General features: G+C 38.1%; 11 protein-coding genes. 10 read left to right on the forward strand and 1 reads right to left on the reverse strand.

The window, feature by feature from the left end; translation table 11 throughout:
* Window positions 1-39: 39 nt before the first annotated feature.
* Window positions 40-2412: a phosphoenolpyruvate synthase gene (gene ppsA, locus LG402_RS08605; protein WP_166541365.1), complete on the forward strand. Its 2373-nt coding sequence runs from the start codon at window positions 40-42 to the stop codon at window positions 2410-2412.
* A gap of 453 nt (window positions 2413-2865) precedes the next feature.
* Here ppsA and ydiK read toward each other — a convergent pair whose 3' ends face one another.
* Window positions 2866-3978 carry an AI-2E family transporter YdiK gene (gene ydiK, locus LG402_RS08610; RefSeq protein ID WP_109408683.1) on the reverse strand — a complete coding sequence of 371 codons (1113 nt, stop codon included), beginning with the start codon at window positions 3976-3978 and terminating at the stop codon, window positions 2866-2868.
* A 216-nt stretch (window positions 3979-4194) separates the two neighbouring features.
* Between ydiK and LG402_RS08615 the strand changes: the two genes are divergently transcribed.
* The 9 genes from LG402_RS08615 (at window position 4195) to sufE (ending at window position 14532) form a co-directional block, all read left to right on the forward strand.
* Complete coding sequence (locus LG402_RS08615; protein WP_166541364.1) at window positions 4195-7251, forward strand: FAD-binding and (Fe-S)-binding domain-containing protein; 3057 nt, start codon at window positions 4195-4197, stop codon at window positions 7249-7251.
* The gene (gene menI / locus LG402_RS08620; RefSeq protein ID WP_072070326.1) at window positions 7248-7661 is read left to right on the forward strand and encodes a 1,4-dihydroxy-2-naphthoyl-CoA hydrolase; all 414 of its coding nucleotides are present in this window, start codon (window positions 7248-7250) and stop codon (window positions 7659-7661) included. The genes LG402_RS08615 and menI overlap by 4 nt, the downstream gene beginning before the upstream one ends.
* A 169-nt stretch (window positions 7662-7830) precedes the next feature.
* Window positions 7831-8451, forward strand: a complete 621-nt coding sequence (locus LG402_RS08625) for a hypothetical protein (RefSeq protein WP_109408686.1) — start codon at window positions 7831-7833, stop codon at window positions 8449-8451.
* Between the two features lie 417 nt (window positions 8452-8868).
* Window positions 8869-9237: a Fe-S cluster assembly scaffold SufA gene (gene sufA / locus LG402_RS08630; RefSeq protein ID WP_227336797.1), complete on the forward strand. Its 369-nt coding sequence runs from the start codon at window positions 8869-8871 to the stop codon at window positions 9235-9237.
* A 17-nt stretch (window positions 9238-9254) separates the two neighbouring features.
* Window positions 9255-10757 (forward strand): Fe-S cluster assembly protein SufB, encoded by a 1503-nt coding sequence (sufB, locus tag LG402_RS08635; protein WP_109408688.1) that lies wholly within the window; start codon window positions 9255-9257, stop codon window positions 10755-10757.
* Between the two features lie 44 nt (window positions 10758-10801).
* A complete protein-coding gene (sufC, locus tag LG402_RS08640; RefSeq protein ID WP_072070316.1) occupies window positions 10802-11548 on the forward strand; it encodes a Fe-S cluster assembly ATPase SufC in 747 nt (248 codons plus the stop codon).
* Complete coding sequence (sufD, locus tag LG402_RS08645; protein WP_227336798.1) at window positions 11523-12830, forward strand: Fe-S cluster assembly protein SufD; 1308 nt, start codon at window positions 11523-11525, stop codon at window positions 12828-12830. Before sufC ends, sufD begins: the two co-directional genes overlap by 26 nt.
* An 11-nt stretch (window positions 12831-12841) precedes the next feature.
* Complete coding sequence (gene sufS / locus LG402_RS08650; protein ID WP_227336799.1) at window positions 12842-14080, forward strand: cysteine desulfurase SufS; 1239 nt, start codon at window positions 12842-12844, stop codon at window positions 14078-14080.
* Window positions 14081-14103: 23 nt separating this feature from the next.
* Window positions 14104-14532 carry a cysteine desulfuration protein SufE gene (gene sufE / locus LG402_RS08655; protein WP_109408691.1) on the forward strand — a complete coding sequence of 143 codons (429 nt, stop codon included), beginning with the start codon at window positions 14104-14106 and terminating at the stop codon, window positions 14530-14532.
* Window positions 14533-14575: the final 43 nt, after the last annotated feature.

The raw sequence follows: 14575 nt of genomic DNA on the forward strand, positions 1-14575 counted from the left end.
TTCTCTCTCTCATAATTGTTTAAAAAAGGATTGTTCTCAATGTCCAGCAATAGCCTCACCCCGTGCAATGTACTTTGGTATAACCAATTAGGTATGAATGACGTTGATCGTGTTGGTGGGAAAAATGCTTCCCTCGGTGAAATGATCACAAACCTCGCGGAACTGGGAGTTTCTGTTCCTAATGGGTTTGCTACCACAGCGCAAGCGTTTAATGATTTTCTGGAACAGAGTGGTATCAATCAGCGTATTTATGAATTGCTTGATAGTGTTGATGTTGACGATGTTAATCAACTGGCCCAAGCAGGTAATCAAATTCGCCAGTGGGTAATTGATACACCTTTTACGCCTCAGTTTGAAAAAGATATTCGCGATGCTTATCTCACATTAAGTGAAGGTGAGTCAGAAGCTTCTTTTGCCGTTCGTTCATCAGCAACAGCAGAAGATATGCCTGATGCTTCTTTTGCGGGCCAACAAGAGACGTTTTTAAACGTTCAAGGTATTGATGCCATTCTCGTTGCGATTAAACACGTATTTGCCTCGTTATTTAATGACCGAGCAATTTCTTATCGTGTCCATCAAGGCTACGATCACCGCGGTGTTGCGTTATCTGCAGGTGTTCAGCGTATGGTGCGTTCTGATCTTGCCTCTTCAGGTGTGATGTTTACCATCGATACTGAATCAGGCTTCGATCAAGTTGTCTTTATTACATCAGCTTATGGTTTAGGTGAAATGGTTGTTCAGGGAGCAGTAAACCCTGATGAATTTTATGTGCACAAGCCAACTCTAGCAAAAGGCCTACCTTCAATTGTTCGTCGTAACTTAGGTTCTAAAAAGATCCAAATGGTTTACGCAGACAGTATAGAGCACGGTAAACAAGTACGTATTGAAGATACGCCAGAAGCACTGCGCAATCGTTTCTCTTTGACTGATAATGAAGTTCAAGAATTGGCAAAACAAGCTGTATTGATTGAACAACACTACGGTCGTCCAATGGATATCGAGTGGGCTAAAGATGGGCATAATGGTCGTTTGTATATAGTACAGGCTCGTCCTGAAACCGTTCGATCTAACCAGCAAGTGATGGAGCGTTATCAGTTAAATGAAAGTGGCACTGTAATCATTGAAGGTCGTGCTATTGGTCATCGAATTGGTACAGGTACAGTCAAAGTTATTCATAACTTAAATGAAATGGATAGAATTGAAGCGGGTGATGTACTGGTTACTGACATGACAGACCCAGATTGGGAACCTATTATGAAAAAGGCCTCTGCGATTGTGACAAATCGTGGTGGTAGAACATGTCATGCTGCGATTATTGCACGTGAATTAGGTATTCCTGCTGTTGTAGGTTGTGGTGATGCCACAGAATGTATTACAGAAGGGCAAGTCGTTACAGTTTCTTGTGCTGAAGGTGATACGGGGTTTGTCTATGATGGCAAACTGGATTTTTCTATTCAAAGCTCCGCAATCGATAACATGCCTGAACTTGGTCTGAAAATCATGATGAACGTTGGTAACCCTGATCGTGCATTTGATTTCGCTGGTTTACCAAATGACGGCGTGGGTCTTGCGCGTTTAGAATTTATTATCAACCGTATGATTGGTGTCCATCCTCGCGCATTATTAGAGTATGACGATCAAAGCGAAGCATTAAAAGCTGAAATTAATGAGATGATGGCTGGCTATGAATCTCCTGTTGAATATTACATTAGTAAATTAACAGAAGGGATTGCGACATTGGCGGCAGCATTCTGGCCTAAACGTGTGATTGTTCGTTTGTCTGACTTTAAATCTAACGAATATGCCAACTTAGTTGGTGGTGACCGTTATGAGCCGGATGAAGAGAACCCAATGTTAGGATTCCGTGGAGCAGGTCGTTATATATCCGATGATTTTCGTCATTGTTTTGCGCTTGAGTGTGAAGCGGTAAAACGTGTTCGTAATGATATGGGTTTAGATAATGTTGAAGTGATGATCCCATTTGTTCGTACGGTACGCCAAGCTGAAGAAGTTATTGAAGAATTGGCTGCAAACGGTTTAAAACGTGGTGAGAATGGCTTAAAAGTGATTATGATGTGTGAAATTCCATCAAATGCCTTATTAGCGGATAAATTCTTAGAACACTTTGATGGTTTCTCTATTGGCTCTAACGACATGACCCAATTAACATTAGGTCTTGACCGAGATTCGGGTGTCGTTTCTGCACTATTTGATGAACGCAATGATGCAGTAAAAGCATTATTATCAATGGCAATCCAAGCGGCTAAACGTAACGGTAAATATGTGGGTATTTGTGGACAGGGACCTTCTGATCATGAAGATTTCGCACAATGGCTAATGGAAGAAGGGATTGATAGTTTATCTTTAAATCCAGATACCGTAATTAAAACTTGGGTGAAATTAGCACAATAGAATTAATATAAAGGTCATAAATTAAAGCTCACAAAATAATGTGAGCTTTTTTTATACAATTATTAAATAATAGGCAAAAAAAAAGCCTATCATGGGCTGACAGGCAAAGACTACACACAGCAATATTTTATATTCTTTAATTCCGCCAATTAATCTATTAATATGAAAGGTGAAATCATTAATTCGGTGAAACATTTGTTTCGTTGATATTTATATTAAGAGAAATGAGTTAATTATGCTCTAAGAATTATCTCAATAAAAATAATATTAGCCTATTTCAAAGTGAATATAACTAGCTGGTAACAAACAGGTTTAAAAGAATGTAATTTGTTTCAAATTGTAAGTTTGAATATAAAAATATAATAATTCATTCTTAAATTGATAATCTTTATTAAACTTTAGTCTATTAATTTTAGAGCATGTAAGTAGCTACACTTACATGCCCATTATTATTTATTCTTTTTCAATAAAGTTTTTATTCATAAATTCTACTGTTTCAGTTAGATCAGGATTAGGCTTTGGTACTTCATTTATCCATGCATTTAATAAACTATGTGCAACAGCAAGAACAACAGGACCGATAAATAATCCAATCATACCTAATGTCAAAATTCCGCCAATAACCCCCGTTAGAATTAATACCATCGGTAAATCGGCCCCCATTTTGATCAAATATGGGCGTAATATACCATCCATAGTTGCCACAGCTCCTCCCCAAATCACCATGACAATGCCCCAAGTTGTATCACCAGTCCAAAATAGCCATAGAACAGAAGGGATTAGCACTAATAAAGGGCCTATTTGTGCAAGGCAACAAATGAACATGACAACGGTAAGCACTGTGGCATAAGGAACACCTGATACCGCAAGGCCAATACCACCGACAATTGCTTGAATTAAGGCGGTTAATACCACACCCAAGGCAACGGCACGAATAGACATTGATGCTAGTAAAATAGCCGCATCACCACGTTGGCCTGCTAAGCGAATAGCAAAATGACGTAACCAAGCAACAACGTTCTCACCTTGTAAAAACAGTAAGCCAGAAAATAACAACATCACACCTAAATGCAGAGCAAATCGACCGATATTTAGGGCTTGAGCAAAAAACCAGTTGGCGGCTTGCCCAACATAAGGTTGAATTTTGGTGATTAACGCATTGCCACCAGAAACGAGAATAGAGTGCCATGTATCATAAAGTTTGCTTCCTATCATTGGGATATCATTAAGCCATAATAATTGAGGAGGCTGAATATTCGAAGGTGATTTAGCTAACTCAATGAGTGGAGCACTATTATCAATAACACTACTAATTAACAAGATAATAGGGATAACAAAGATCAGTAATATCAAGATCATCATTATCATGGTAGATAGCCAACGATATTTTACTCGTTTTTCAATAATAAGGAGTAAAGGCCATGTGGCAACAACAATCATTCCAGCCCAAATAAAACCCACAATAAAGGGATTGAGTATCCAAAAACTGGCGATAATAAAAAAAGAAATAAAAAGAACAGTGAATAAAACTTTGGGTATATCTGTATGGATCTGCGGTTTTTCCATGGTTTTAAATCCCTACACGAATAAAAATGCTAGAAGCAGATGAATAAGCATTGCAAATATCACGTTGTTTATATCACTACGCAATTTGCCAGAATTGTATGATAAGGTGAACAGGTATCGGTCTGAAAGTACAAAATGAGGCAAAGTACCTCTTAGCATACATTTCAATATCAAAAATTAAGCAATGTGGACTATTAGATTAAAGAGCTATAACAAATGATCCCACGTATATCGCAAGCACCGCAAGTTAGTGAACTCACAACAGAATTTCTTGATACTCTTCGAAAAAATGGCTTCACCGGTGATATCTCCAGCAGTTATGCTGATAGACTCACTATGGCAACAGATAATAGTATTTACCAGTTATTGCCACAGGCGGTGGTTTTTCCTCGCTCAACGGCTGATGTAACTATTGTTGCACGCCTAGTCGATGAACCCAAATTTCATTCGCTTTCTTTGACACCAAGAGGCGGAGGTACCGGAACCAATGGGCAGGCATTGACTGATGGTATAGTGGTTGATTTATCTCGTTATATGAAACGTATTATTGAGATAAATCCAGAACAACGTTGGGTTAAAGTTGAAGCTGGTGTGATAAAAGATGAGCTCAATCTGTTTTTAAAACCCTATGGCTTTTTTTTCGCACCTGAACTTTCTACCAGTAACCGAGCCACATTAGGTGGAATGATTAACACCGATGCCTCAGGGCAAGGTTCTATGGTTTATGGTAAAACCTCTGATCATGTCCTTGGTGTTCGGGCTGTCTTGTTAGGTGGTGAACTGCTTGAAACCCGCGCCATGGATACGGCATTAGCCGAGAATATCGCACAAGAAAGCTCTGCTATTGGAAAGGTTTATCGAACTGTTTTATCCCGTTGCAAAGAACAACGAAAACTTATTCTTGAAAAATTCCCTAAATTAAACCGCTTTTTAACGGGATATGATTTGCGTCATGTTTTTAGTGATGACATGAAACGCTTTGATTTAACCCGAATTTTAACTGGTTCAGAGGGCACGCTGGCTTTTATTACTGAAGCAACGTTGGATATTACGCCAATTCCCAAACAGCGCAGTTTAGTCAACGTAAAATATGATTCGTTTGACTCTGCATTGCGTAACGCGCCTTTTTTAGTTAAAGCCAATGCACTTTCTGTTGAAACTGTTGATTCCAAAGTCTTGAATCTTGCTCGTGAAGATATTGTGTGGCATTCCGTCAAAGAATTGATCACAGATGTACCAGATAAAGATATGCAAGGCCTTAATATTGTTGAGTTTGCGGGTGATGATGAAGTATTAATTCATTCTCAAGTTACATCATTATGTCAACGTTTAGATTCATTAATGAAAGAGGGGCAAAGTGGTGTTATCGGTTATCAAGTGTGTGATGATTTAGCGGATATTAACCGTATTTATGCCATGCGTAAAAAAGCGGTGGGTTTATTAGGTAATGCAAAAGGGCAAGCAAAGCCCATTCCCTTTGTGGAAGATACTTGTGTACCACCAGAACATCTTGCTGATTATATTACCGAATTTAGAGCGTTACTTGACAGTCATCAACTCAATTATGGCATGTTTGGGCATGTCGATGCAGGTGTATTACACGTAAGACCCGCACTTGATATGTGCGATCCACAACAAGAATTGTTGATGAAATCTATCTCAGACGACATTGTCACGTTAACAGCCAAATATGGTGGGTTACTCTGGGGTGAACATGGAAAAGGCTTTAGAGCGCAATACAGCCCCGAATTTTTCGGTGAAACGCTCTATCATGAACTGCGTCAAATCAAAACGATATTCGATCCTCGAAATAGGCTTAATCCTGGGAAAATCTGCCCTCCGTTAGAGGTTGATGAACCTATGAAACAAGTTGATACCATTAAACGAGGCACCTTTGACCGCACCATCCCTTTATCTGTTCGTCAAGATTTTAAAGGAGCTTTAGACTGTAATGGTAATGGGCTTTGCTTTAATTTCGATGCGAAAAGTCCAATGTGTCCTTCCATGAAAATTAGTGGGCAACGCATTCATTCACCTAAAGGGCGAGCTGCACTAGTAAGAGAGTGGTTACGTTTATTAACAGAGCAAGGTGTTAACCCAAAACAACTTGGATCTAGCCTAGAAAATAATAAACCTAGCTTAAGAAGTTTGATTGAAAAAACACGTAATACATGGAAAGCCAAACGTGGCGAATATGACTTTTCTCATGAAGTGAAAGCGGCTATGAATGGCTGTTTAGCTTGTAAAGCCTGTTCAACTCAGTGTCCGATTAAAATTGACGTACCGTCATTTCGTTCTAAATTTACTGAATTGTACCACCAGCGCTACTTACGGCCATTAAAAGATCATATTGTTGCGAATGTTGAATTAACAACCCCTATCATGGCTAAAGCGCCAGGATTCTTTAATTTCTTTATGAAGCAACCCTTGGTGCAGTCATTAAGTAAACATACTATAGGAATGGTAGATTTACCGCTACTGTCATCGCCAACATTAAAACAACAATTAGCAGGTCACCACGCTCTAGATATGACGTTAGAAGATTTAGAACGTTTATCTGATAAGCAACGAAGCCATTATGTGCTGGTGGTGCAAGATCCTTTTACCAGCTATTACGACGCAAAAGTGGTCGCGGATTTTATCAAACTTATTGAAAAAATTGGGTTTAAACCTGTTTTATTGCCTTTTTCACCCAATGGAAAAGCGCAACATATTAAAGGCTTTTTACAACAATTTAGTAAAACGGCACAAAAAACGTCAACCATGCTTAATCGTGTTGCAAAATTAGATATTCCAATGGTGGGAGTTGATCCCGCATTAGTGCTTTGTTATCGCGATGAATATCGTGAAATTTTGGGTGATAAACGGGGTGATTTTAAGGTTCAACTCGTTCATGAATGGTTAAATAAATTAGTGAGTGAACCAATAGCTGTTCGCGATGATGCTGAAAAATGGTATCTTTTCGGGCATTGTACGGAAGTAACGGCACTACCACAAAGCATGAAACAGTGGCAGACAATTTTCCAACGTTATGGGCAACAACTCGAATTTGTAAGCACAGGATGTTGTGGAATGGCTGGTACTTATGGACATGAACTGAACAATTATGAAAACTCATTAGGCATTTACCAACTCTCATGGGGTAATGCACTAAAAACATTGCCGACAATGCGTTGCTTAAGCACAGGGTATTCGTGTCGTAGTCAAGTAAAACGTATTGATAATATTGAGCTTAAACACCCACTACAGGCGCTATTGGAGATTATGCCATGATATGGAAACGTGAAACGACAATCGAGCATCTTAATCATATTGGCCAAAATAATATGATGAGCCATTTAGGTATTGAATTAACGTGCCTCGGCGATGATTATCTTGAAGGAACAATGCCTGTTGATCATCGTACAAAACAACCTCTAGGTTTGCTGCATGGTGGTGCTTCTGTTGTTTTAGCTGAAACCCTAGGATCGGTTGCTGGGTATCTTTGTACCGAAGGTGAACAGAAAATTGTGGGTTTAGAAATTAACGCTAATCATATTCGTTCAGCCAGAGAAGGTAAGGTGAGAGGGGTATGTAAACCTATTCATTTAGGGCGTTCTCACCAAGTTTGGTCAATAGAAATATTTGATGATGAAGATCGTCAAGTATGTATTTCAAGATTAACCACATCAGTTATTTCTTAAGAAAGTAAAAAATTAAATGCACAAAGTGAAATACTCGCTTTGTGCGTTTTTATTTATAGATAATGAGAAAAAGAATAAAAATAGAGAACAAAAATAGAAATTATTCTTTATTTAGATTTTATTTTTAATGATAATCATTATCTTCATAATAAAATAAAAGACGCTCACAATGTTAACTATTTCAAAATTCAACACCGCAGCATTATTAATTGCAGGTTTATTACTCACCGGATGTGATAATAATTCTACCTCTAAAACGAGTAATGATGTAAGTAATATTCCAGTACAAACTATTTCTGGTTTTAATATGGCGTATCCCACTTCATTTTCAATGAGCAGAGAAGATACTGAAAACTATTTTAAAATATTGCCTGATAATGTTCAGGACGTTACAACAGAAATGATAGTTTATAAGTCAAAGCCTATTTGCGATTTATCAGAAGTTCGTCTGGTTTATTTTAAAATGGCCGATGCAATGACTTACGATGTGGATGCTGGAGCACAAGGCATCGTTGATAATATTGCGATAATTGATGGTATGAATGAAATTTCTACATCAATAAAGCCATTAACCATTCCGAGTGTTGAAAGCAGACATGTTCTTTTTGAAGGGAATATGGCAAGAGAAAATGTAAGCTATGAAGGTGTTTTAGTGGCAGATCTAAGCACAAATCGCGTTTGGCAATTACAATTTATTAGTACAATAAATAGCCAATCAAACAAGCAGAAATACAAACAAGTTATTGAATGTACAAGAGAACATATTCAAACCATTTCAATTAATAAATAAGTTCAGCAAACACACAATACAATAAGAAGTTATTCCATCAGTGGTGCTATCTTATCCCGCATAACAAGCATAAAAATGAAACGTGTGTACAGTAAACATCATCGTGTAGATACATATTTTTATGCTTTTTTCTCTCGATTTCAGTGATAACATATAAAGTGTATTTATATTGCAACTTATATGCTTATTGTGCGAAATATAATAAAAATTAAAAGTTTTATTTTTTGTTATAAAAAAAGATAAAAGTGATATATTACATAGCGTTAAAAATAAAATTTAACAAATTTAACGCAATAACAGAACAAAAAACATACATTTGCATAATATCCTTTCAAAAGACATGGTTGAAGTGATAAGGGTTATCATTACCATTAGTGTCAGGAAAGATATCAATCTCCTTTCGAAATGAGGTCAGAAATGACAAACAACGTTGAAACTTTTTCTCTTAACGACACAGCTTGGCAAGGCATTGTACTGACGGATAATACAGCAAAACATATTTGCCATTTAGTTGAGAAAAACCCTGAAAAACAGGGGCTTTCCTTAAATATCAAACCCTCTGGTTGTACTGGGTATGGTTATGTTATTGAACTCGCTACAGGCCCAAATGAAGATGATATTGTGTATGAACATAATGGTGCAAAACTGTTTGTTTCATTAAAAGCAATGCCATTCATCGATGGGCTTGTTGTTGATTATGTTCGTGAAGGACTTAATCAAATGTTTAAATTTAATAATCCTAAAGCTCAAAACGTCTGCGGATGTGGTGAGAGCTTTGGGGTATAACATAGTGAAGTCAGATTATGTCTCAGAGCAATGTTGAAATTGGTGATGAAGTTCAGGGATGGCTAAGCGATCACCACTATAAAGAAGGTTTTTATACCGATATATCAACCGATACCTTAGAAAAAGGATTAAATGAAGCGGTTGTACGTGCAATATCGGCAAAAAGAAACGAGCCAGAGTGGATGCTGGAATTTCGTTTAGATGCTTATCGCCATTGGTTAGAAATGGAAGAGCCGCATTGGCTAAAAGCAGATTATCCATCGCTTAATTATCAAGATTATAGCTACTATTCTGCACCTTCTTGCAGTTCATGTTGTGCTAACGGTAGTTGTGCTGGTGGTGCAAATGAAGCAGTAACTAGTGATAAACAAGCTGCCCAAGATTATTTAACTAAAGAAGTTGAAGATGCCTTTAACCAACTGGGTGTCCCTGTAAGAGAAGGGCAAGCGGTTGCAGTTGATGCGATTTTTGACTCTGTTTCAGTTTCAACAACATATCGTGAAGAGCTTGCTGAACATGGCATTATTTTCTGCTCATTTAGCGAAGCTATTCAAGAATATCCTGATTTAGTGCGTCAATATTTAGGCACCGTTGTATCAAGCCATGATAACTATTTTGCCGCACTAAATGCCGCAGTCGCGTCTGATGGAACTTTTGTCTATATTCCAAAAGGGGTACGTTGCCCAATGGAATTATCGACTTATTTCCGTATTAATGCGGCTCAAACAGGTCAATTTGAACGAACTATTCTGGTCGCTGATGAAGGCAGTTATGTCAGTTATATCGAAGGTTGTTCAGCGCCGGTTCGTGACAGTTATCAACTTCACGCCGCTGTGGTTGAAGTCATTATCCATAAAGATGCTGAAGTAAAATATTCTACTGTACAAAACTGGTTCTCTGGTGGCGATAGTGAAGGAGGCATCCTTAACTTTGTAACTAAGCGCGCTATCTGTGAAGGCGAAAACGCCAAGATGTCGTGGACACAGTCAGAAACAGGTTCTGCAATCACTTGGAAATACCCAAGCGTGATTTTAAAAGGGGATAATTCTACTGCTGAATTCTTCTCGGTTGCTCTAACTAATGGCAATCAACAAGCAGATACCGGTACTAAGATGATCCATATTGGCAAAAATACCAAATCAACCATTATCTCTAAAGGTATTTCTGCGGGTAAAAGTCAAAATAGTTACCGTGGACTTGTGAAAGTTCTCCCTAGTGCAAAAAATGCCCGTAATTTTACACAATGTGATTCCATGTTAATTGGTACGCAATGTGGCGCACATACTTTCCCATATGTTGAGGTAATGAATAACTCAGCACAGCTTGAACACGAAGCGACAACGTCACGTATTGGTGAAGATCAACTGTTTTATTGTCGTCAGCGTGGATTAAGTGAAGATGATGCAATCTCAATGATTGTAAACGGATTTTGTAAAGACGTGTTCTCAGAATTACCGCTGGAATTTGCTGTAGAAGCACAAAAATTATTAGCAATCAGCTTAGAACATAGCGTTGGTTAAGTATTAATCAAATTCTGGGTGTAACGATACCGAAGGCATATATTATGTTAGATATTAAAAATTTACATGTCAGTGTTGAAGGCAATGAAATCCTGAAAGGACTAGATTTGCAAGTTCGTGCAGGTGAAGTTCATGCGATTATGGGGCCAAATGGTTCAGGTAAAAGTACCTTATCTGCAACACTTGCTGGTCGTGAAGAATATGAAGTAGATGAAGGTTCTATTACTTTCAAAAATAAAGATTTATTAGAATTAGAACCTGAAGATCGCGCAGGCGAAGGTATTTTTATGGCATTTCAATATCCTGTTGAAATACCCGGTGTTAGTAATCAGTTTTTCTTACAATCTTCAGTGAATGCAGTAAGAGAATATCGTGGGCAAGAGCCGTTAGATCGCTTTGATTTTGAAGATTTTATTGAAGATAAAATCAAATTACTGGATATGCCTCAAGATTTGTTAACACGTTCTGTTAACGTGGGATTTTCAGGTGGTGAGAAAAAACGTAACGATATTTTGCAAATGGCAGCACTAGAGCCTGAACTATGCATTTTAGATGAGACCGACTCAGGACTTGATATTGATGCATTAAAAATCGTGTCTAATGGTGTTAATAGCCTACGTGATGGTAAACGTGCATTTATTGTTGTAACACACTACCAACGTATTCTTGATTATATTAAACCTGATTTTGTGCACGTGCTTTATCAGGGAAAAATCATTAAATCAGGTGATTTTTCATTGGCGCAAAAATTGGAGGAACAAGGTTATGGCTGGCTTATTGACCCTCAATGAAAAGCGTGAAAAACAGCGCCAAGTTGAACTACGTAATCAACAAGCACTAAAAACGTTTTCTGAGTTATATCATCAACGTAAAGGTGACGATAACCTCAACGCTCACAATCATTGGTTGCAAGTTGAGAAAGTAGGTTTTCCTGTTTATCGTCATGAAGATTGGCACTATACGCCATTAGATGAGACGTTAAGCCAAAGTTATCAACAGCTGCCACCTTTTGATGTGCAAAATTTAATTGCTAAACATGCTTTAGCGCTTGATTGCTATCGTATTGTGATGGTGAATGGTACGTTTTCGCCAACAGAAAGTAGTGAAGAATTTGGCCCTTATCAAGTAACCTTACTTGATAACCAGAGCGAGTTACCAGAAGCCGTCAATGGTGAAATTTTTCTGCATTTAGTTGAAAGTTTAGCGCCACATCCTTTGCTTATTACACTGAAAAACGGTGTTATTGCGGATAAACCACTTTATATCCTTAATATTACACAAGGTGAGCATGGTGCAGAGGTGAATAACGCGAATTATCGTTTTCATCTTGATGTGGGTGCTAATACACAAATGCAGGTCATTGAGCACTATATCAGCAGTAACAATGAAAATCGTCATTTTACAGGCGCAAGATTAACGGCAACGATTGGTGATAATGCCTCTTTTAGCCATATAAAATTAAGTTTTGAAAATGCAGAAAGTCAGCACTTTGCACATAATGATATGACTATAGGTCGTGATGCGCGTGTTAATAGTTATGCTTTCTTATTGGGTGCTAAACTCAGCCGTCATCACACGAGTTCTGCGCTAAAAGGTGAAAATACAGAGCTTTCGATGAATAGCGTTGTATTACCTAAAGCAGGTGAAATTGCGGATACTCGTACTTGGTTAGTTCATGGTGAGAAAAATTGCCAAAGTCGCCAACTACATAAAAGTATTGCAATGGATGCAGGAAAAGCCGTATTTAACGGTATGATCACTGTTACGCCACAAGCATTAAAAACAGACGGTCAAATGACTAATAACAATCTGTTGTTGGGTGATAAAGCGCAAATTGATACTAAACCACAGCTTGAAATTTATGCCGACGATGTGAAATGTAGTCATGGTGCCACGGTAGGTAGAATTGATGATGAACAATTGTTTTATTTACGTTCACGGGGTATTACTTTAAGTGACGCTCGTAAAATGATTATTCATGCATTTGCCGCTGAGTTAACTGAATCGATAGAAAATAGTGTGATTAAATCGCTTGTATTAGACAGAATTAATCAGCGCTTATTAGAGGTATAAAATAAGGCATTATGACGCATTCCATTGAAAAAGCGCGAGATGACTTTCCAATCCTTTCACAACAAGTGAAAGGAAAACCCTTGATTTATCTCGACAGTGCCGCAAGTGCTCAAAAACCGGCTTGCGTCATTGAACATGAAAAGCAGTTTGCCTTAACACAATATGCCGCGGTTCATCGCGGCATTCATACGTTAAGTGCGAATGCGACAACGTTAGTTGAAAATGTCCGTAAAAAAGCCTGTGATTTTTTAGGTGCCAATAGCGAAGAAGAGATCGTTTTTGTTAAAGGAACAACGGAAGGGATCAATCTAATTGCGAATGTTTATAGCCAACGGTTCTTAAACGATGGTGATAATATCATCATCACAGAAATGGAACACCATGCGAATATTGTTCCGTGGTATATGCTGGCAAAACAGTATGGTTTTCATGTCCGTATTTTACCATTATTGCAAGATGGTACGCTGGACTTAAGTCAGTTGCCTAGTTTAATTGATGAACGAACAAAATTACTTAGTATTACGCATCAATCAAATGTATTAGGTACAGTGAATCCTGTTGCACAAATTATTTATGATGCTCGGCAATATGCTTCTCAACAAGGTGGTGAATTACATATTTTGGTTGATGGTGCGCAGAGCGCAATGCATCAATCCATTAATGTTTCACAACTTGATTGTGACTTTTTTGTTTGTAGTGCTCATAAGCTTTATGGACCGACAGGGATTGGTTTGTTGTACGGTAAAAAAGCAGTACTCGATGAATTGCCACCTTGGGAAGGCGGTGGTGCAATGATAAAACATGTCCACATCAATGGTGATATTACCTATGCGGATGCGCCTTGGCGTTTTGAAGCCGGTACGCCTAACATTATGGGGATGATTGGTTTAGGTGCCGCATTAGATTATCTTTCAAATTTAGGCATGAATAATATTGCGGAAAATGAAAATAGTATAATGAAGTATGCACAAGAGCAGCTACAAAAAGTAAAATCGTTAACGCTGTATGGCAATGATTCTCGCCAAGGTGTGATAGCTTTTAATTTAGGTAAACATCACGCTTATGACGTGGGGGCTTTTCTTGATAATTATGGTATTGCGATCCGTACCGGGCATCATTGTGCTATGCCAATTATGGATTATTATCAAGTTCCAGCAATGTGTCGCGCATCTCTTGGGTTGTATACCAATAAAAACGATATAGATGCACTGGTTAATGCGCTATTGCGTATCGAAATGCTATTAGGTTAAAGATTAAAACAAAGAGGTTATTCATGGCAGTTGCTAATTTGCCAGATGAAGCAAAATTATTACGCAATTTCTCTCGTTGTCAGGATTGGGAACAACGTTATCTTTATATGATGGAGCTAGGTGAGCGTCTTCCTCCTTTAACAGATGAACAACGCATTTCAGCTAACTTTATTGAAGGTTGTCAAAGCCAAGTTTGGATCGCTGTTTCTCTTAATGAGAGTAAGCAACTTATCCTTGCTGGTGATAGTGATGCAGGCATTGTTAAAGGACTAGTTGCCTTGGTTATTATCTTATTTCAAGGTAAAACAGTTGAGCAAGCTTTAGCGACGGATGTAAAACATTATTTCTCATCATTAGCCCTGGAAAGTCACTTAACACCATCTAGAACACAAGGTTTACATGCAATGGTGACAACGCTTATTAGGCGTTTTTCAGAATACACTGTGGCGTAAATGTTACCTGATCCCTCATTAATGATCTAAACTGACTAATTAT

Source organism: Proteus sp. NMG38-2 (assembly GCF_020640995.1).
Classification (GTDB): Bacteria; Pseudomonadota; Gammaproteobacteria; order Enterobacterales; family Enterobacteriaceae; genus Proteus.